Genomic DNA, 19830 nt, shown 5'->3' with positions numbered 1-19830 from the left:
CTCTGGGAGTGTCCTACCGAATGAAAATTAACCGATCAACATCCATTCTGTCTGGCCATCGTCACTGTCTGTTTCATCTTTACGCGGACTTTTTTACCGACCAAATCGTGATCATGTTTATGATCGCTTCGAATGCGGCCAGTTAAATTTTTAAGCCAGTAGTGTTCGTTATTGGCTCGTTCATTGATAGCGCCGGTCAGCCTGCCGTAACGATTACTAAGCATTTTTCGCTTCATTTCAAACAAATCAGTAGTTAATTAGCGATCGTAATGATGTTTAAAAACTGAAACGATAACCTGCGTTAATCTGACTTTGATTGAAACGATTACCATCAATGCGATCAGCTTCCACAAACAGAGTGTGATTATTAAGCTGAGCACTGACACCAACACCGTTATTCCAGCCGTTACCTTTGAAGGACAGGTTCTCACGTGAACTATTCAAAGTGTAATGAGCGCCGCCTGAAAACTCACGCATCACTCCTGTCTTAAAATAGCTATTGAGATTATAACCGCTTTGATTAATCTCATAGCCTGCCAGCACACCGGCCCGGCCCAGGACTGATTTATAGCTAGAAAGATTGATGTTCAGGCCATTCGATGCCCGAAGCGAACTGCTATCCTGATGACCCGCGGTCATCTGTAACTGGGGTTCCAGATAAAAGCCATTAGCCTCTTCTGAGAAACTGATTTTTTTTCCTGCTTCGAGTGATGCACTTAAACCGTATGACGCATTTGTTCCCGAAATTTTATTTTGTTGCGTGTCGTTGACGCTAAACTGGTTTCTTAGCCGGTTAAATTTCACTATACCATCGGCATAATAGCCGTTGTCATTCATCCAGGTGCTATAGAGGCCAACGTGACTGGATCGCGTGGTACCGTTACCGCTTTTGTAGTGTGGTGATGCTTCGGTCGCACCCATAAACAGGCCGAGATAAACTGGGATCTCTTCGGACACACGTTTATCTACACCGAATTGATAGCCGGTATAGTTCATACTGAAGTGACTTAATTTACCGCTCGCAAAGCCGCTGAAACGACCACCAATCCCACGCAGCCAGACATTGCCACCGGTTTTACTCTGACGAACGTCACCCATTCGTTGCATCAGTGTTTGGGTTTCGGCGTAATTGATCAGATAACCAATATTAAGGAAATTCGCGCCAGCATTGGCCGTTCTGCTAATGACCGTCGGGCCACTATCTCCGGGCGGTACTTCCGCTGGGGCAGTGGGCAATACGCTGCTGTCATCGTGCTCTTTATCTGGTACGGAAGGTGTTGCTGGCGGTACTTCCGCTGGGGCAGTGGGCAACACGCTGCTGTCATCGATCTCTTTATCCGGTACGGAAGGTGTTGCTGGCGATGCTTCAGCACCATCCGCCGGTACATCTGGCGTTTCGGCTTCAGCTTTTGGTGAGGAGAGTACCCAGTTAGTACCCTGCTTATTGACGGTATAAACATAACCGCCCAGTTCGACATCCGAAACCCCTTTAAATGTGGCAACGCCATCGGGTGTGGCGACTACAGTCAACACTTCATTACCGTTAGTGACGGCACTGCCCCGGTTTTGAATTAACAACCTATAATCACCCGCACTGCTTTCGGTCACTACGACTTTATCGCCATTATTATAAACGCCGTTCCCTTCTCCAGCCAGATTGGTGCGTAACGCAAAATCGCCGCTGCCACTCAGGTTCGCAACGGTCAGGGTTGAATAGTTACTATCGTCGGTGGCGGCAGTCAAATCAACCAGGGACTGATTCATTTGCAGGTTATCGAGCACGGAATTTCCAGCCACTCGCCACTCGCTGTCGTTCAGGTTTACATTAAGATGGCCGTTATTGATTTTATCGCTGGAGGCGCTGCCGGCCCAAAGCGAGCCAGAGGCAAAGTTCAGATCGATTAATCCGCCCTGAGACATAACGCTTCCGGTTATGGTCATCCTGCCGTCAGCGTTGATCATGCCTGGCGCATAGCCATCAAGGTGCTCAGTGGACATCGCAACGCCTTCAGGCGAACCCATATCAATATTCAGGTCACCCTGAAGATGAATCTGCCCACCGGCCAGGGCGTAGACACCATATGTGCTGTCAGCTAAGCCCTTGATGTTCACATTTTTACCATTGAGTTGACCGCCTATTGCCAGCAAACCATACCCGATGGTGTTGACACTCTTCATGATAATATCGGTGTTGAGCAGGTTTACCGTCGCGCCTGCTGCCTGCGATAACGCGCCATATAATCCGGCGGACTGCAGCATGTTGCGTTCTGTTTCAGTGCCGAAGAAATTTAACGTAGCGCTCTTGCCCATCGCCACTATGGCTCCGCTCTGAGCGGTAGCAACGACGCTACCCGCACCAATACTGGCAAACCCGTTCCCTCTGACAGACAGACCTTCAGATTCCATACCTGCCGTGCTGATGGTCAGGTGATCTGCTGTTAAATTGCCCAGACTCCATACTCCACCAGAGGAGTCGCCGGTGGTGGTAATGGCAGAATTGCTGCCGAGTTCGACTGTGCTGTTTGCCTGAATATCGATGCCCTGTGAACTGTTACCCAGCGTATGGATGGTGAGGTGATTTGCTGTCAGTAACGGGGCACTGCCTGTGGCCACACCTGTCAATGCATCAACCCGGACGCCATAGCTGTTGCTGCCATTAGTCTGAATGTCACTGTCATTTCCCAGACTGGCCTGACTGCCATAGCCAGAAACATGCAGCCCCGTGCCGTTGGTGCCCTGGGTAGAAATTTGCAGTTCTTCTGCTGTGAGGCTTGAGGCATTGCTCACCGTTACGCCATCAGCAAATCCGCTACCTGTTCCTACGGAGGTGATCGAACTGCCAGTGCCTAAATCAGCGCTGGCCTGTTTACCGGTAACCTCAAACGCACTGGCTGTTTTGCCTGATACGCTAACAATCAGTTTGTCAGCAGTAAAAAGAGTGTTCGGTCCTTTTAAAATAATGCCCTGGGCAAAATGGTCGGTATCAGTAACGCGAACGGTACTGCCAGTACCCACAGCAACTTTAGCGGAAGAGACGTTTGGCACAAGAATACCATATAGCCCGCCATTCAGAATTTTATCCGCAATCAGCATGGTACCGTCTGGTAACGAAATATCGCTGCCCGTCTGGCTTCCTGTCATCGCCGCACTACCGAAACCGGGCATAATGCTCACGCCGCTGGCCAGCGTTAGCATTTTTGCTATTCTGCTCACTCTAAGTTTATTATTCATACCTGTAACTCTTCCTTAAGATTTTTTGACGATCCGGTTTCAACTCAATTGATCACGATTCCATCAGGACATGTTTAAACGCATTGAATGAGTTGCCTGATAATTTTCGGTCAGGTTGATAGCAAACATATAATTCATAATGCCATCTTTAATGTAAGTAAGAGGATTATGCCGGGCATTCTTGAATTGTGTAAAGATACCGAAAGTGTCCGCTTTTATGTTGTTGTGACGATGAACACTGCGTCCGCAGATCTTCTTCGTTGAAAATTAAGGTGATGCGGAAATTGCAGGTGGGGTTTGATTGTTAAAAGCTTTTACAAGCATTGCTTTTTGAGTATATATAATCGGTGGTCGATGACATCACTGGCAGTAAAGTGAAGCTCTCAAGGATAGATGACGAGGAATAAATTAATGAAATTACCTGACAAACAATATCTGTTTACTGTATTGCCATTAAGTTTGCATTTAACCTATATCATTAAAAGAAAAACTAAGCGGGTTATTGCTCTGGATACATTGATATTAACCTCAGTAGTTGACTGATTGTGGTTCTTCCAGATCTCAACGAAAGGGCATTTATGCACGTGATAGGGAATTTGCCTGGTCTTAATGGTGGCGTCGTTAAAACCGTTAGCGGTTTATGTCGATGTCAGAACCGGTCGGTGGATGAACTGTGCGGTAACGTTTTAGCTCAGGACACCGTTACCCAGCCAGATAAATTGCCCCAGCTGAATATCAACTGATATAATTCTATGCCGTTAATGGCATACTTTGTCATAAAAATGGTGTACTTAAAAGGTTTAACGTAATTGAACGCACTGCCTTTATCATGGGGTATCCCTTGTCACTTTATGCATAAAAAAGGCGACAACGATTTATTATTTATAGCGGCCATGTCTTCCGTCAGCATAGTTGTCTTCGCAAAGTAATTTATGGCGTCCGGAACGTCTGATGCCGCAGTCTGTCTGGTACGGCAACGATGATTTTGAATGCTTGACGTAATGAGAAACGCCGCAAAAGATCAGGTATTTATTGATGAGCTCAGGCACTGAACAGACTGCTCAACGTCTTTTTGTGAATAGAGGCGCAGGTCTGTTTTCCTGTTATTGCCAAAAAGTAAAGATGCAGAGGCAGAACTGAATTTTATAAACCCAGGTTTGCAACCTTAGTGCCGGGGCAATAACGCGAACCTGAGTAACATTTGCCTGCCTGGCAGTCATGCAGATGGAAACGGTACTAACATTAAACTTTCAAACCGGCCACCTGCTGCCGGGGCCTGTAATGGCTGCCGGCCATCCTCGGCGTGGCAGACGACATGAAACGTGCTATCTGATTAAATGCAAAGTGAACAAAATTTTTGGCGGTTCCGTTAGAATAGACGGTATCAATGGGGATATTTTCACCATTACTTTCAATATTGACAGAGCATCACCCGTGTTGATGGTGCTCTGTTTTTCATTCAGTCAGACAATCATTTATTCAGTAACAGGGCCTGACTGACCTGAAATAGTGATGATTTAAGGTACATAGTGAGTGGGTGTTGTTAATAGACATACCGCCAGGCTTCAATGGGCACTTCGCTATAAATTTCGTTCATAACCAGTTCGGCTTTGCGGTGATCGTACGCACTTTCAAATGAAGAAAGGTCTTCCATTGGTACACGGTAACGCATATAGCTGGTGACGATATCCAGAATGTCTTTACAGGGGCAATTTCGCAATTGCATGAGATAATCAGTCTTTTTCATAGATCCTCCAATAATCAATATGTTAAAAAACGTTCGGCGTCCTTAACGGAGACGTAAATCATAATGCTGTCTGGCTGGCGTGAGTTTGAGACGTGTTGTTCTCGCTCAGCCTGGACACATAGCTCTTTATAAAGAGTCATGCTTAACGGAGCGGTAACTTAACGGGAGTATTACACCGAACCAATCATTGTTACATTGAAGTCATCAGGTCGCATTTCAGATACACGGCGCTTATCTCCTTGTAAAGTAAAAAGTAATTAGGTTTTAACATGTAAGAATTTTTATAATTTTAAATTAATGTTGTTAACATATGCTGAACGGGAGGCCCCTGTTCTGTCTCATTACGGTTCCGGAATTATTACGGTTTTAAAGGTACCGTAAGAGGTCTCTGACAGTGCTGACATTATCAGTCATTATAAGTAAACAAAGTTGATATTAGTCGACAAAAAGGTGCGGAGTGGTTGTTTATTGAGCAGGGCTATAGGTTAATTGATATACGGGTTTTTGATTTGTTGTGCGGGAAAGCTATTGCGCTGTAATTAATGACTATTTACGCTGCTTAAAATATTACATTAATTTTATGCTTTACCTTTTTTTAACATTCAGTAAATCATCAACTAACCCAGCTTCCAGAAATAAGATGAAAAAAGTAATTGGGTTTATTGATGGTTGAAGTTAAAAGGCGGACTAAAGTTGCGCGTGCTGACAGGGTGCAGAGCAAACTTTAAAGGGAAAAATAGTGGCATAAACGGCTTATTCTTTAATCCTGCGGCCGATCTGAACCTTGCTTGCAGAATGTGGGCAGACCTCCCGCACCTGATGCCTAAACGCTATTTTCTGATGTGTAAATAACGAACTCAACCTTACCTGTTGCGTATATTTCAGGTTTTTCTCCCTGTTCCATATAGTTCAGCATCAGTTGCAGCGCCAGCTGCGCATGTTGCCGCGTGTTCTGGTCCAGCGTCAGAGCGAGACTTTGCTGCGCCAGTAGCGTACGGGTGGTGGAATAGAGCTCATGGGCAATCCACACGCACTGATTCAGGCGGCGATGACGCGCCAGCGCCTGGCCAATTTCGGTGTTTCCCAGACCCGTATTATAAATACCCCGCAAATTTCCGCCCTGGATCAACTGTTTTTCCAGCAGTTTACTGATGACATCACGATTTTCCTCAGCCGCCAGCACCTCCCGCAAATGAAGATGCGGAAAACGTGCGCTCAGCACATCACGAAAGCCGTCGATTCGCTCTCGATGCGCGGTGTAATCCATTCGTCCACTGACAACCAGCACCTCACCCGGCTGTTGCAGCATTTTGCCCATCAGTTGTCCGGCGGTACGTCCTGCTTTTTGCTGGTCTATACCAACATGGCAGAGCCGGGCCGCGTCAGGCAGATCGGTCACCAGCGTGATAACCGGCACTCCACGCGCCTGACAGTGCACCAGCGCGGCGTAAATCGCCGGATGTGCATGCGCAAAGACGATCAGACCGTCCCGCGTTTCGCTGCCTGCCATAATGCGCTGTGCCAGTCGCTCATGCTGCGCTTCAGGCACAAACGTACGGTGCAGTGTCAGCCGCCGATAGCCCGGATGCATTGCCGCTTCAATAAAATCCTGTGCCAGCTGGCGGAAGAAAAAAGCATCGTTGCTGCTGATTAACACTTCAATCTGCCACGGCTGGCGATGCTCTTCCGGCAAAATGCGTTTCATCCCGCTTTCACGCGCGGCCTGCAGGACTTTACGCACTGTCAGGGGTGACACGCCGCCGCGCTCGTTGAGCACCCGATCCACGGTCGCCAGACCGACACCCGCACGCCGGGCGATCTCTTTCAGCGACATTCTTTTCTCTCCTGAGGTAAAGACCTCAACAATGCGATGTCACCAGTGTAACCAGCAAGGTTAAGCTGCGAAGGTCGCTTTCCGCTGGATTATGATGGAGTTCAAATAAATGAATAAAAAGCAACGTGTTGCCCTGCTGGGGTGTGGATTTATTGGTGAGGTGCATGCCGCGAATCTGCAGGCGCATCCGGCCACAGAGCTGGTTTCCGTTACCGATACTGATAGCGTACGCGCCGCCACATTTGCTGCGCGTTTTGCTGCTCACGCTGCGCCAGTCAGCCAGGTGATGAATGATGACAGTATTGACATGGTGCTCATCGCCAGCGCGACACCGACCCATGCCGATCTGCTGGTGGCGGCGGCGCGCGCAGGCAAAGCGATCTACTGTGAGAAGCCTATCGATCTGTCACTGGAACGCGCGCGCCGGGTGGTGGCTCAGGTATTGCCCTTTAATGTGCCGGTGACGGTCGGATTCAATCGCCGTTTCGATGTCAGCCACCAGCAGCTTAAGCAGCAACTCCGGCAGGGCAGAGTGGGGCCGGCGGAATTGATTCAGATGGTCTGCCGTTCCTCTGAAATGCCGCCGCTGGCGTATCTGCAGGCATCCGGAGGACAGATGCGCGATCAGGCGATCCATTTTTTTGATCTGCTACGCTGGCTGACCGATGACGAAGTGACGGAAGTGGCCGCCATGGGTGCGGCACTGGCACTGCCCGCCATCAGCAATTTTTCGGACGTGGACACCAGCATGTTGCTGCTGCGGCTGCAACGTGGCGGGCTGGCGCAACTGGATAATGCCCGCCGCACTGGCTACGGCTACGATGAGCGGATCAGTGTGATGGGACCACTTGGCATGCTGGAGTCCCGCAGTCAGCAGCAGCAAGGCGTGACCTGCTATCAGCGCGAGCAGATCCAGCAGCCAGGGCTGCTACCTGACTGGTTCAGTCGCGTAAAGGCGACCTACTTTGCGCAGCTGGATGCGTTTGTCCGTTCGCTGAATGGGGAGTTAGTTGACGATCTTCCTGGGCTGGAAGATGGTCTGCAAGCCCAGGCAATTGCTGAAGCGGCAGTGATTTCACTGGCCGATCATCGATTCTGTCCGGTTGAAAAAGTGTCGCTATGATCCGGACCGGCAGGACGATCTGCCTGCGGGTCACTCACGCGCTGTTGGGTTTTTCGTCTGTTGCGAGCGCGCCTGTGGTGTTGTGGTCATTTGCTGTCGCACAACGGCCATCTCGCAGAAGAGCTTGTGCCATCGGCCTGCGTACGTAATCCTGCTGGCGCTATCGATCTCGCCCGAACCGCAGGCAAGTTACGCTGTCCAGCGTGAGCTGCGCCACGGGCTGCAGCGGGTGCCGGTCAGCCAGGCGTATCCGATGCTGAGCCTCAATTTTATTTTTGTGGCGCTGGCCGCAGCGGGCATCTCTTTTGCCCTGCTTCCCGCGCTGATGCTGCTGACCGGACTCGGCACCTACGGATTGTCAATGCTGTGCTGGATACAGGCGCTTCGTCATTTTCCGCTTAACCGGGTTTATCCACTGCTTAGCCTGAGTTATGTGCTGGTGTGGCTGGCCGCTGTCGGCCTCCCTTTTTTTCATGAGTCTTTTAGCTGGCGCGGACTGGCGGGAATAGCCGTTATCATCATCGGGGTGCTCTGTATCGCGCGTAAGCCCTGACATCGCCTGCCAGAAACCGCGGCGAGTATGGAACAGCTGGCCTCCTCGGTGGAACAGAATGCTGAAACGCGCATCATGCCAGCCAGCTGGTCACGGAAGCCTCCGTTAATGCGGGCCGCGGTGGCGAGATTATCACGGTCATCAACAGCAACTCGTTTCAGACGAATATCCGGGTGCTGAACGCCGCTGAGGAAGCCGCCCGATTACAGCCTGCCAGTGACGCAGGCTGGGAAACGTTATCAGCCTTTCCCTGCGGGTCATCTGCCGGGAAAGGGTTTCAGTGCCTTACCCGTCATGTTTTTTCTGCGCGCCTTTACGGGTAGTCGCCCCACTTTTTCTCAGCGTTGTTCGTCAGGAACAGGACTTTCGTGAAAATTGTCCCGATCTGATTACGCCTCAGTTATTAGCATTTTCACCGCTAAGCCTCTTTTTATTACCCTTTTTACGCAGCCGTTAACGTAGCCGACTGGCGGGGTTATCATTTTCGTGTTACAAACTTCTTTTATTATCATTTTCGGTCGGAAAATAAAGGATTTAACCATGCTGGTCGGTTTTAGGGCGCTATCTGAACGTTATGCTATTGAGCTGGCGCAACCGCTGCGTGTTGAATCGGCCATTGGCACGGTACGATCCCATCATGAAAGTCAGGGGAAGATAGAGAACCGCTATCCGCCCAGCTATCGTCCGGAAGACGATTTTGCCGGTCACTTTGCCTTTGGCCTCAAATATGAAGAGATCCATCTGGAATTTTTTGCCCGCCTGTTTGCCGCCACCGGTCCAGAACCCCTGGAAAGCTGGTGCCGCCGCGAGCCTTATGGGCAATATGCCCGTCGTGCCGGTTTTTTCTATGAATGGCTGACCGGCGAGACGCTGGCGGTGTCGGATGTGACCAACGGCGGCTACGTTGATGCGATTTCGTCTGAAGCTTACCTGACCCGCACCCGCACCCGCGTAAAGCGGTCAAAGCGCTGGCGCATCAATGACAACCTGCCGGGCAGCGTCGATTTCTGCCCGATTGTGCGGCGGACGGCCGCCACCGCACAGGCGCTGGCTTTTGATCTGAAGAGCGCCCTCGCCGAGCTGGATAACGCATTTGGCGCAGACATTCTGATGCGCACGGCCAGCTGGCTGACGTTTAAGGAATCACGCGCCAGTTTTCTGATTGAAAAAGAGGCCAGCCAGGCCGATCGCATTCAGCGCTTTGCGCATGTGATTGCGCAATATTGCGGCCAGCTTGACGATCCGCTCAGTGATGCCAGCCTGCACACCTTACAGAAAGGCATTCTGGGACACGATGCGCTCGGGCTGGGGCTGCGCCGCTCGCCGGTGTTTGTCGGACAGGCGACGATGCGGGAAGACATCGTTCATTACATTGCGCCGCGGTACACTGACATTCCACGCTTTATGCAGGGTCTGAAAGATTTTGAACAGGCCACGCGCGGCGCTGAACCGCTGGCGCGTGCCGGCGTTATCGCCTTTGGTTTTGTGTATATCCATCCTATGCGCGACGGCAATGGGCGCATTCACCGGTTTTTAATCAACGATACGCTGATTCGCGATCGGGCCGTACCGGACGGCGTCATTCTGCCGGTCTCAGCCACCATCACCAGTTCGCTTGATTTCCGCGCGGGTTACGATCGCACGCTGGACGTTTTTTCAAAGCGCCTGATGCGACGTTACGCCGGCAGCTATCGTTTCGGTGAGCTGATCACCTATCCAGACGGTACGCTGAGCAACTTCAGTTTCAGTGACTATGACGACGCGCGATTCGCCTGGCGCTACCCCGACTTAACGGAACAGGTGCTCTACACCGCCCGGGTGATCGCGCATACCGTGCAAACGGAAATGGCTGATGAGGCCAGAGTGCTGGTCATTTTCCAACGGGCACAGCAGCGTCTGAAAGAGGTAATAGAGATGCCGGATCAGGATGCCAGCCGCATCATCCGTTCGCTGAAGGAGAATGGCTGGCAGGTTTCCGGGAAGCTGAAAAAAGCGTTCCCGCAACTTGAAGATGGCGAAAAGGCCCGGCAGATTATTGAGGCTGTCCAATCGGCATTTGCAGAACAGGGACGTGATTAAGCGTCAGATTCTGACGCTGAATGCTCTGAAAAATATTCTTTTTAAGCCAGTCGGCCGAGGATTTTTTGCCACTGCGTTGGTGAGAGTAAATTTTCACCGTAAAAGCGGGGGCGAAAAAGGGCAGTGGGAAGACTTTCACCTTCGCTAGCCGGGCAATTCTTCCGGCGACATAAGACGGTATAGCCATCAGCAATTCACTTTCAGCCACAATATGCGGAGAACTCAGCATTGAGGGCGTTTTGAGAGTAATCCGGCGCGTCAGCCCCAGTCGGGCAAGGTGCGTATCCAGCAGGCCTTGCTTTTCATTCCACGGGGTCACAACCAGATGACCCGCCGCCAGATAATCTTCCAGCGTCAGGCTGGCGCGATGAATATTGCTGATCACCACGAATTCATCGCTGAACAAATCCACCTCATCCAGATCCTGATGTCTGACATCATCCGGTTCGCTAAAACTCAGTGCCAGGTCAACTTCACCGGCCAGTAATTCATTCAGCGCAGGATTATGCGGCAGATGGCAGAGTTCGAAATTAATGCCGGGTGCGGTTTTTTCAACCTCTTTAATCAGTTCCGGAAAGATACAGAAGGCGGTGTAGTCCGTAACGGCAATCCGAAAAGATTGCGTGCTGGTCAGAGGCTCAAACGGCTTGACCGGGCTGAGATGCTGATTGAGGACGGCAAGGGACGCGGCAATATGAGGCGCCAGCTGATGCGCAAAGACGCTGGGACACATCCGGTGGCCCTGGCGATAGAACAGCGGATCTTTCAGGAATTCACGCAGGCGGGTTAACGCATGGCTTAACGCTGAGGTGCTCATTGCCAGCTCACCGGCCGCAAGCCTGACAGAACGGTGCCGGTATACAGCATCAAAAACAGGCAACAAATTCAGATCGAGTCGTCTCAGTACATGATGCATCAGATTCACCTGTAATTGATTTTATTGCACTTAATTCATTAAAGAATAGCGATTATCCTTACGGGCATCAAACGGTACTGAGTAGAGAATATTTATGAACGTTATTATTCGACAGGCCAGCCCGGAAGATACGGATGCCATCTGTAACATGGTAAACGGCCTGTCCGTATACAGCGAAGCGCCGTTACAGTCGGTGCCGGATGCTGACCAGATCAGACGTTCTCTGTTTGCACCCGACAGCACCGCAGAAGCCTACCTCTGTGAAATCGAGGGTGTGATTGCTGGCTACTGCGTCATTTCAATGAGTTTTTCCACCTGGCTCGGCCGCTGTAGCCTGAATATGGAAGATCTCTATTTCACGCCCGATTACCGCGGGCGCGGGGCAGGCAAAGCCATACTTCACTATATTGCTCAGCTTGCTGTCAGCCGGCAATGCAACCGGATTGAATGGAATGTGCTCGACTGGGATAAATCCGCCAAAGATTTCTATCACAGTATTGATGCGCTTCCGCTGAGCGAGTGGGTACGTTACCGGCTTGATGGCCCGGCGCTGGAAAAGTTTGCGTCGCGTGAACTCAACTGAATCAATTTGTGAAAAGCGCTGCGGGGCTGCGGATCGGTATTCCCCGGCGCTTCATTGCCGACAGCGTGATGATGCCCGCACGCACAGCGGTGTTTGACCGCCTGTTGCAATCACTGACTCAGACGGGGGCCGTGATTATCGACCCTTACGATCTGCCTTCCGCAGCGCAGTTTAACCGCGTTCGGTCATGCGTATTTCGCACGGAGTTTCGTGCCAGTATTAACAGCCTGCTGACGGTGCTTAAACCGTGCGGTATGGGCTCTTTATGCGACATCATCGCGTGGAACATCGCCCATCCCCTATGGTCAGTCCCTGCTGCAGGCAGCTGAGGCTGCACCCGATATCCATTCAGCAGAATATGCTCGCGATCGCCAACAGGATATTGCGCTAAGCCTTGAAGCCGGGATTCTGGCTGCGCTGGCGTCCGCACAGGCCGATGTTTTGCTGTCGCCCCTTTCAGCAGCAAAATACACCGGAAAAGTGGGCGCGCCGGTGATGGCGTTACCCGCAGGCGAAGATGCGGAAGGCGTACACCCTCTACGGGGCTCCGGGTCAGGATGGGGATATTCTTCAGGCGGCTATCGCGGTGGAAAGCGTCATCGGAAAACGGCTGATGCCCGCATTTATTCAATGACATCCGGGTCGCTAAAAACGAAAAGGGATGCCTGTTGGCAGCCCTTTTCACGGAAGAACAGGCACCACTATTTATCGGGTCAGACGAGCTGTCATATGGACCTGATTTCCGCTGTAGGCTTCAGTGATGCTGTAACGGGCACCTGCCTGTTTAGCGCTGGCTGCAATCTTCGCTTCGGCGGCGTCCAGCGTGGAAGCGGTAGCCGTTACCGTCTGGGCAAAACTGACGGATGAAACCAGAGACAGAATGATAGCTGCAGCGATTTTTTTGATGCTTTTCATGATAATTCTCTCAGCGTTAAGTTTAGTTGATGAGGCAATCTGCCTCGATGTGATGAAGATTACGCCGGACGTGGTGCGATGAAAATGCCAGAAATATGCTGAAGTAAATCAAAAAAATTGATGTTGTCCTTTGTCACCGGGATGCGCGTGGCGAGCTTTCAGCCAGCGGGTTATCACAGCGGTGAAGCGGGCGACAGACAAAGCAGTCGGATATGGACGGGAAGGGCGTCAGTCAGGAAAGCAAGGCTGGCGAACAGAAAGCCCGTTTGCAGGAGAAAAGCCGGGAGTTACAGGTAAACCCTGCGTGGTCATGGTTATACCTAAGGATAATAGTCTGAAGAAAAAAAGGTTCCTACAATGTGCACGACCCGTTACGTAGCGGGAGATTCGCCAGCCTCATGACGTTGACAGGGTGAGTGACAGCAACCGCTGATCAGGCACTCGAAAACTGGCGACATAACCCCGCTATCAGGTGAGCAATCCTGTTATGGAAATGCCTGAATCAGGCCTGAGCTTTATGTAAGGAAAACAGCATGCAGCTGTCGCAGCGCATTGTCGTCATTGATGATGAACGTTCTGTACGGAGTGGACTGACCAATCTGCTCCAGTCTGAAGGCTATCTGACCGAGGCCTTTGAATCAGCCGAATCTCTGCTGAGTGATGACGCCGCGATGGCGAATGCCGCGCTTTTTATCATTGATGTCCAGCTAAAGGGAATGAATGGGTTCGAGCTGTTTATTAACCTCACTCAGCGCATTGAAAACCCGCCAGGGATTATCATTTCAGGCAACGGCGATGAGAATATGTTGCGCTATGCCATTAATCTGGGGGCGATTGCCTTTTTGCCAAAACCTATCGAAATTGATACGTTGTTTGAACATATCCGGCAGGAATTCTCCTCAAGGGCTGCCCGTCAATGAGCACAAATCCACAGGCGTTGAACTCAGCAGAAAACGATGAATTCACCTTATCAGACGATATTGTCTTCAGCCCGCTGGCGCAGGAGGGCAATATTGAGTGGATTCGGTGCCGCCACGCCGTCACCGGTGAAATCTTTGTGCTGGCGACCGCCGCCAGTGAAGCGTCACTCTTTCAGGTCACGCAACTGCTGAAAAATGAATATGAACTGCGCGACAGGCTTGCTGAAAGCTGGGCGCTGAAGCCGTTGGGTCATACTCTTCATCAGGGTCGCTATGCGCTGATTTATCGCGCATTTACTTACCGCACGCTGGCCGATGTACTGTGTCTGCCGGCTGGCACGATTGCTGAATTTCTTCATTATGCCGCGCTGCTTTGCAGCAGCCTGAGCCAGGCACATCAGCAGGGGCTGGTGCATGGCGATATCAAGCCGGCAAACTTCTTTCTTAACGATAAGGGTGCTGTCTCTCTCGGTGGCTTCGGACTCTCATCGGTGCAGAGCGAACTGCCTGAGCAGGCGCGACTGCCGGCAGCCGCAGGAACCCTTGCCTATATGTCGCCGGAGCATACTTCCCGTTCTGCCCATCCGGTCAGTAGTGTCAGTGATCTCTACAGTCTGGGCATTGTGCTTTATGAATTGCTGACTGGCAGATTACCTTATGGCAGCCCCGAAGGCGGCCATGCTGAATGGGTGCACCATCACATTGCTTCGGAAGCCTTGTCCCCTCATATCATTCGTCCTGACGTTCCGGCCATTCTCTCCGCGCTCATTCTTAGGCTGCTGGCCAAATCGCCAGAGTACCGTTATCAGACGGCTGATGGGGTACTGGCCGATCTGCGCCGCTGTGCTGCAACCCTGATGCCGGACGGATCAATGGAATCTTTTGCGCTGGGACTGCAGGATACCTCCTCCGCGAGCTTCTCGTCCGACGTCCTCTCTACCGATCACCCGCAGGCAATCGATATCCTGTCAGCGTTTGAGGCGGTGAGCCAGAGCGGGAAACACTGCCTGGTGACCATCAGTGGCGCAGCCGGTTCGGGTAAGTCCTCCCTGATCGCCTCATCGCTTAAACTGCTGCGTAACAAGAAAACGATGCTCAGCGTGGTGAAAGTCGATCAGCATTCGCCGATCTTACCCTATGCCGTTTTTACCGAGGTATTCCGGACGCTGGTACTGCATGTACTGGGCCTTCCCACCGAGGAGTTGTCCCGCTGGAAAGCGCATATTTCGCGATCGCTGGGTGCCTATACCGGCCTGGCAGTAAATCTGGTGCCTGAACTGGGTATCCTGCTTAATCAGAAAGCCACTGTTTTGCCGCACTCGAATACGCTTGATGCGAAAGACCGCTTTAATCTGGTTGCCTGCAGTCTGGTTAAAGCATTTACAGCACAGGGGCGGCCGTTGGTGATGCTTATCGATGACGGCCACTGGGCTGACCCGGCTTCACTCCTCTTACTGCAGAAACTGCTGGGGCTGAGCAAAGAGATCCCGCTGCTGCTGGTTGTCGCGCACCGGGATATCACCTCGTTACCCTGTCCGCTCATTGCGGGCAATCTGAACCAGCTGCGGGCTTCTACGCCCCGCATCCTGGAGATTACGCCAGAACCGCTTTCGGAGAAGTGTATTGCCGGCTGGCTGGCGGGGCGATTTCATACCCGCAGTTCGGCGACGGCGGAACTTGCCCGGGTCATTCATGAAAAAACCGGCGGTAATCCGCTCGCGGTCCATGACTTTTTCCGGCAGGCGGTGCGACAAGGGTTGATTACGCATCATGCGCCGTTCAGATGGACCTACGATTCAGAGGCGATTAAAAACTGCCACTATACGGCGAATGTGGCGGCCAGCGTGTTGCAGCATCTCGCCTCGCTACCGCTCGCCACCCGCAGGATGTTGGGTAAGCTGGCCTCGCTGGGCAGCACGGGTGAACGTGAGGTTATGAGCCGGATTATCGATGCCTCTGCTGCAGAAATAGAGCAGGCATTGTTGCCTGCCGTGACGGCCAGGCTGATCACCCGTAATGAGATCGGATATGCCTTTATGCATGACAGCATGCATGAGGCGGCGCTTAATCTTCTGCGGCATGAAGATAAGGATGCCTTTCATTAAGCTGCTGCGCGCTACTACCGCCAGCAATCAGAGCACGATATTACTCATGCCGTGCTTTTCAGGGCAGCACATCACGTCCTGGCTGTTAAAAACCTTACGCTGCTCAGGCAAGAGACCCGGCCTTTCTGCCAGCTATTACTCCACGCCAGCAGACGTGCAAAAAATACCGGCGATTACCTTTCCGCGCTGCGGTATCTGCAGACGGCCAGATCGCTTCACCACGGAGCAGGATATGTAGAAAGCAGTGAATTTCTGCTGGAAGAGGCGGAATGCGAATTTCTTCACGGCAATCTGCCCGGCGCACTGGCGTTAAGCTCCCGGGTCCAGTCTTCACCCGGTGACGCCGCAGATAAAGCCGGCGCCGCCTGCCTGATTGCTGAAATCCATATGCGTCAGTCAGACAGTAAGCTGGCGCTGGAGACGGCTCTGGCCTGGCTGGCAGTGTTTGGCATCCACCTTAACCGCAATCCGGAGCAGGCGGAGTGTGATGAGGCACGGACGAAGCTGAAGAAGGATGTGGGAAAAAATCCCTACACCCGCTTCCGCTCACTGTCGCGGGTAAACTGTAAAATACCGAAGCAGTGATGAATCTGCTGGCCAGCGCCAGCACGTTTGCTGCGTTCATTAACCCGCGGCTGCACTTTATGATCCTGTGCCAGTTGCTTCACCTGTCGATGGCGCGCGGTCTCAGTGGTGCCTCTACGCTTGCGCTCTCCTGGTATGGTGTGGTGTGCGGCGATCAATATGCTGAGTACAGTCGCGGCTTTGCCAGCACGCTGCTGGCGCGGGAACTGGTTTATAAGCATGACTTTGTCAGCTTTAAAGCCCGAACGCTGTTGCCGCTCGATCAGGTCAGCATCTGGACGATGCCGCTGACTTATGCCATTGAGCGGGCAAAAGCAGCGTTCGATGTCGGTGTTGAAACGGGCGACCGGACGTCGGCCTGTCTGGCGCTGCGTCACATCATCATGAACACCCTTACGCGTGGCGATCATCTTGATGGGGTACACACCTCAATAGCGCGCGGCATGCAGTTTGTCAGAAAGGCGCAATACCGCGACGTGGAAGTCATCCTGGGGATGCAGCTGGACTACGTCCTTTTCCTGCGCAAGCCGCGCAACAATGTGTTCACCGGTGATGACTTTCTGCCGCCGGTGCTGGCGGTGGTTAAACCTGAACTCGCGGTTGAACCCATTTACCTGATGCAGTTCTGGTCACGTCTTTATAAAGCGATGGCCCACTTTTTTGCCAACGAGTATGCGGCGGCAGAGGCATGGTTTAAACAGGCCGAACCGTTCACCGAACGTATTCCAGGGCATGTGCATATGCTCGATTATCATCTCTACAGCGCGCTTTCGCTGACCGTACCGCTTAAAACCGGGGCGATGACGGAAAATTTACGACTACAGCTGGAGCAGCACCTCGACAGGATCGTGACCTGGTCAAACGAAAACAGCAAAACGTTCGCTGATAAAGAAGCACTGCTACGCGCGGAATGGCTTCGTCTGGAAGGAAAAACGGCACAGGCATTTGAGCAATTCGAAAAAGCGATTAATTTGTCGCGCGAAGGGCAGTTTCATCACATTAATGGGCTCACCTGTGAGCTGGCTGCACGCATGGCTTATGCCAGTAACATGACGTTTGCCGGGGATGCTTATATCAAAGGAGCTCTCGCCGCCTGGGACCGCTGGGGCGCCGGGGCCAAGGTTCGCCAGCTGGAGATGCAGCATCCGGCGCTTGCCAGCCATGCGACGCAGACCGCACTGAGCACCGTCTCGTTTGAGCAGAGTCCGGTCATCAGCGATCTGCAGAGCATGGTGACGGTGATGCGTGCGCTCACTGAAGAGATTAATCTGGATCGGCTGATTCACATCCTGATGATGATGCTGGTGGAACGTGCCGGTGCCCAGCACTGCATGCTGATTCGCCTGATTGATGGCAGCTTACCGGAAATTCAGGCAAGAGCCTCGACCACCGTGGACGGCGTTAAAGTGAGGATTGTCCGTGAATTGCCGGTCGCCACCGATCTTCCTCTGTCGGTACTGTCTGCAGTGATCCGCACCGGACAGGAGATCCGTACCGGTAAGCCCGAGGTGTTCAGTCCCTTCAGTCAGGATAACTATCTGGTTGCCTCGGGCGCGGCGGTGATGTGTGTCCCGATGTTCAGACAGGCGCAGATGGTGGGGGTTCTGTATCTGGAAAACCGCCTGATGCCAGACGTGTTTACCGCCGATCACTCCAGGATCGTTTCAATGCTGGGCGCGCAGGCGGCGGTATCCCTTGAGACGGCCCGCCTGTACGCCGAGCTGGTGGATGAGAATATTCAACGTCGCAAAATTGAAAAACAGCTGCGTGCCAGCCAGACCTCTTTAATGTTGGGTGAGAAGATCAGTCATACCGGCACCTGGCACTGGTATCTTGAACCGGATATTCAGTACATCTCCGATGAATATAAACGCATTATGGGACTGCCGGAGGCGCAGGCGACCACTTCGATGGTTGAATTCCAGAGTCGCGTTCATCCGGATGATATTCTCTGCCTCAGGGCGCTGATTGAAACCAGCGTGCGGGAAGGAACGGTCATGCAGGCTGAGTTTCGCATCATTCGGGATGACGGAGAATGCCGTTACATCAAAGGCATTGGCGAGCCAAATGAAAACTGGCCAGAAGTGGCCGAATATTTTGGCACGCTCACCGATATCACGGCGCAGCGCCAGTCGGAAGACGCGGTGCGCATCGCTCAGGCGGAACTGGCCCGCGTCGCGCGGGCAACCACCGTCGGCCAGCTTACCTCTTCCATTGCCCATGAGATTAATCAACCGCTGATGTCCATTGTGGCTAATGCCGGTGCCAGCCAGCGCTGGCTCAAACGTGACCCGGCAAATCTGGAGAATGCCAGCAGTAGTCTGGATGAAATTATCCGGGAAGGCCGGCGGGCGGGCGATATCATTCGCGGACTGCAGGCGCTGACACGTAATCAGGTTGCCGAATTTGCTCCGGCAAAATTGCATCTCATTACCCGGGACATTATCGTGCTGTCGCGTCTGGAACTGGAACGTCGTTTTGTCTCGCTGGAGCTGGATCTGGCGGCAGAAAACGATGAGATTTTCTGTGAGAGCGTTCAGATACAACAGGTATTGCTCAACCTGGTGATCAATGCCGTCGAAGCGATGGCAGATAACACCGGTGCTCGCCATCTACGCATCGCCTCTTCCCATCCTTCCGGTAAAGTTATTCGCATTGACGTTGCAGATAACGGCGCGGGCCTGTCTGATGCGGTGATCGGAAAAATATTTGATTCGTTTTACACCACAAAAGCGGAAGGCATGGGCATGGGGCTGACCATCAGTCATGAGATTATCAAACGTCACGGCGGTGAGTTACGTGCAGAGAATCGTCAGGAAGGCGGGAGCCGGTTCTGGTTTACGCTGCCATTAGAAGGAAAAGAGTCAGCTGGCTATGTGCGATCCCCCTGTTTTGAGCGCAGAACAGGGCAGAGCGAGCGGACAGGCTGATCATTAAAAATGAATGAAAGGAGCAGAAGATCAAAGTTCGCAAAACATAGATTATGTTAAATGAGGTGACGGTTATGTGGTCGCGGCTGAGTTGTGACCTCATCGCTGATCTTAACAATGCATATCAAAAAGATATTTACAAGCAAGCCATGCTTTTCCATGACCGCGTGAATGATAAAGATCATGCCCGCTGACAAAAATGACCCGCTTTATTTTATGGATCACGGTCAGGCCTTATGCCGTAAATTTACCAAGTGGAAAAATACGCCACGATTCCGGATGGCTTTCGTGATTAAATACAGGCTGATC

14 protein-coding genes and 1 pseudogene are annotated in these 19830 nt (G+C 52.1%); 10 read left to right on the top strand and 5 right to left on the bottom strand.

From position 1 onward, the window contains the following. Positions 1–276: 276 nt before the first annotated feature. The 3 genes from HA41_RS09155 to HA41_RS09145 all read right to left on the bottom strand — a co-directional run bounded on the left by HA41_RS09155 (position 277) and on the right by HA41_RS09145 (position 6812). On the bottom strand, positions 277–3231 hold the full coding sequence (locus tag HA41_RS09155) for an autotransporter outer membrane beta-barrel domain-containing protein (RefSeq protein ID WP_094120518.1): 2955 nt from the start codon (positions 3229–3231) through the stop codon (positions 277–279). A 1543-nt stretch (positions 3232–4774) separates the two neighbouring features. Beyond that, positions 4775–4978 (bottom strand): Hha/YmoA family nucleoid-associated regulatory protein, encoded by a 204-nt coding sequence (locus HA41_RS09150; protein WP_094120517.1) that lies wholly within the window; start codon positions 4976–4978, stop codon positions 4775–4777. 823 nt (positions 4979–5801) lie between these two features. Next, complete coding sequence (locus tag HA41_RS09145) at positions 5802–6812, bottom strand: LacI family DNA-binding transcriptional regulator (RefSeq protein WP_094120516.1); 1011 nt, start codon at positions 6810–6812, stop codon at positions 5802–5804. A gap of 109 nt (positions 6813–6921) precedes the next feature. Here HA41_RS09145 and HA41_RS09140 point away from each other — a divergent pair, with 109 nt between their 5' ends. From HA41_RS09140 to HA41_RS09125, 4 genes and pseudogenes are all read left to right on the top strand, one after another. Next, positions 6922–7935 (top strand): Gfo/Idh/MocA family oxidoreductase, encoded by a 1014-nt coding sequence (locus HA41_RS09140; RefSeq protein WP_094120515.1) that lies wholly within the window; start codon positions 6922–6924, stop codon positions 7933–7935. Between the two features lie 253 nt (positions 7936–8188). Then, positions 8189–8488, top strand: coding sequence for a 4-amino-4-deoxy-L-arabinose-phosphoundecaprenol flippase subunit ArnF (gene arnF / locus HA41_RS09135; protein WP_143807307.1), 300 nt, complete (start codon positions 8189–8191; stop codon positions 8486–8488). 12 nt (positions 8489–8500) lie between these two features. Next, positions 8501–8691, top strand: a pseudogene (locus tag HA41_RS21365) (methyl-accepting chemotaxis protein); the annotation flags it as partial. A gap of 337 nt (positions 8692–9028) precedes the next feature. Beyond that, a complete protein-coding gene (locus HA41_RS09125; RefSeq protein ID WP_094120514.1) occupies positions 9029–10567 on the top strand; it encodes a Fic family protein in 1539 nt (512 codons plus the stop codon). Here HA41_RS09125 and HA41_RS09120 read toward each other — a convergent pair. Continuing rightward, positions 10521–11483: a LysR family transcriptional regulator gene (locus HA41_RS09120; protein WP_094120513.1), complete on the bottom strand. Its 963-nt coding sequence runs from the start codon at positions 11481–11483 to the stop codon at positions 10521–10523. The genes HA41_RS09125 and HA41_RS09120 overlap by 47 nt on opposite strands. A 94-nt stretch (positions 11484–11577) precedes the next feature. Between HA41_RS09120 and HA41_RS09115 the strand changes: the two genes are divergently transcribed. Continuing rightward, a complete protein-coding gene (locus HA41_RS09115; protein WP_094120512.1) occupies positions 11578–12066 on the top strand; it encodes a GNAT family N-acetyltransferase in 489 nt (162 codons plus the stop codon). 8 nt (positions 12067–12074) lie between these two features. Next, a complete protein-coding gene (locus HA41_RS09110; protein ID WP_094120511.1) occupies positions 12075–12395 on the top strand; it encodes a hypothetical protein in 321 nt (106 codons plus the stop codon). Between the two features lie 376 nt (positions 12396–12771). Here HA41_RS09110 and HA41_RS09105 read toward each other — a convergent pair whose 3' ends face one another. After that, complete coding sequence (locus HA41_RS09105) at positions 12772–12981, bottom strand: YdgH/BhsA/McbA-like domain containing protein (protein WP_094120510.1); 210 nt, start codon at positions 12979–12981, stop codon at positions 12772–12774. A 533-nt stretch (positions 12982–13514) separates the two neighbouring features. Between HA41_RS09105 and HA41_RS09100 the strand changes: the two genes are divergently transcribed. The 4 genes from HA41_RS09100 (at position 13515) to HA41_RS21350 (ending at position 19521) form a co-directional block, all read left to right on the top strand. Continuing rightward, positions 13515–13901 (top strand): response regulator transcription factor, encoded by a 387-nt coding sequence (locus tag HA41_RS09100; RefSeq protein ID WP_094120509.1) that lies wholly within the window; start codon positions 13515–13517, stop codon positions 13899–13901. Continuing rightward, complete coding sequence (locus HA41_RS21360; RefSeq protein WP_244175111.1) at positions 13898–16006, top strand: ATP-binding protein; 2109 nt, start codon at positions 13898–13900, stop codon at positions 16004–16006. The genes HA41_RS09100 and HA41_RS21360 overlap by 4 nt, the downstream gene beginning before the upstream one ends. Before the next feature lie 387 nt (positions 16007–16393). Beyond that, positions 16394–16591 carry a hypothetical protein gene (locus HA41_RS21355; protein ID WP_244175110.1) on the top strand — a complete coding sequence of 66 codons (198 nt, stop codon included), beginning with the start codon at positions 16394–16396 and terminating at the stop codon, positions 16589–16591. Further along, a complete protein-coding gene (locus HA41_RS21350) occupies positions 16591–19521 on the top strand; it encodes a GAF domain-containing sensor histidine kinase (protein WP_244175109.1) in 2931 nt (976 codons plus the stop codon). Before HA41_RS21355 ends, HA41_RS21350 begins: the two co-directional genes overlap by 1 nt. Positions 19522–19830: the final 309 nt, after the last annotated feature.

The organism is Pantoea conspicua (assembly GCF_002095315.1).
Classification (GTDB): domain Bacteria; phylum Pseudomonadota; class Gammaproteobacteria; order Enterobacterales; family Enterobacteriaceae; genus Pantoea; species Pantoea conspicua.
Note: the sequence above shows the minus strand (reverse complement) of the source record. Positions and strands in the feature narration are given on the sequence as shown.

Bases quoted from the DNA above. Each gene is read 5' to 3' on its own strand.
- HA41_RS21350 (WP_244175109.1), top strand. From the start codon at position 16,591: ATGAATCTGCTGGCCAGCGCCAGCACGTTTGCTGCGTTCATTAACCCG.
- HA41_RS21355 (WP_244175110.1), top strand. From the start codon at position 16,394: ATGCGTCAGTCAGACAGTAAGCTGGCGCTGGAGACGGCTCTGGCCTGG.
- HA41_RS09105 (WP_094120510.1), bottom strand. From the start codon at position 12,981: ATGAAAAGCATCAAAAAAATCGCTGCAGCTATCATTCTGTCTCTGGTT.
- HA41_RS09150 (WP_094120517.1), bottom strand. From the start codon at position 4,978: ATGAAAAAGACTGATTATCTCATGCAATTGCGAAATTGCCCCTGTAAA.
- arnF (WP_143807307.1), top strand. From the start codon at position 8,189: ATGCTGAGCCTCAATTTTATTTTTGTGGCGCTGGCCGCAGCGGGCATC.
- HA41_RS09100 (WP_094120509.1), top strand. From the start codon at position 13,515: ATGCAGCTGTCGCAGCGCATTGTCGTCATTGATGATGAACGTTCTGTA.
- HA41_RS09120 (WP_094120513.1), bottom strand. From the start codon at position 11,483: ATGCATCATGTACTGAGACGACTCGATCTGAATTTGTTGCCTGTTTTT.
- HA41_RS09140 (WP_094120515.1), top strand. From the start codon at position 6,922: ATGAATAAAAAGCAACGTGTTGCCCTGCTGGGGTGTGGATTTATTGGT.
- HA41_RS09125 (WP_094120514.1), top strand. From the start codon at position 9,029: ATGCTGGTCGGTTTTAGGGCGCTATCTGAACGTTATGCTATTGAGCTG.
- HA41_RS21360 (WP_244175111.1), top strand. From the start codon at position 13,898: ATGAGCACAAATCCACAGGCGTTGAACTCAGCAGAAAACGATGAATTC.
- HA41_RS09155 (WP_094120518.1), bottom strand. From the start codon at position 3,231: ATGAATAATAAACTTAGAGTGAGCAGAATAGCAAAAATGCTAACGCTG.
- HA41_RS09115 (WP_094120512.1), top strand. From the start codon at position 11,578: ATGAACGTTATTATTCGACAGGCCAGCCCGGAAGATACGGATGCCATC.
- HA41_RS09145 (WP_094120516.1), bottom strand. From the start codon at position 6,812: ATGTCGCTGAAAGAGATCGCCCGGCGTGCGGGTGTCGGTCTGGCGACC.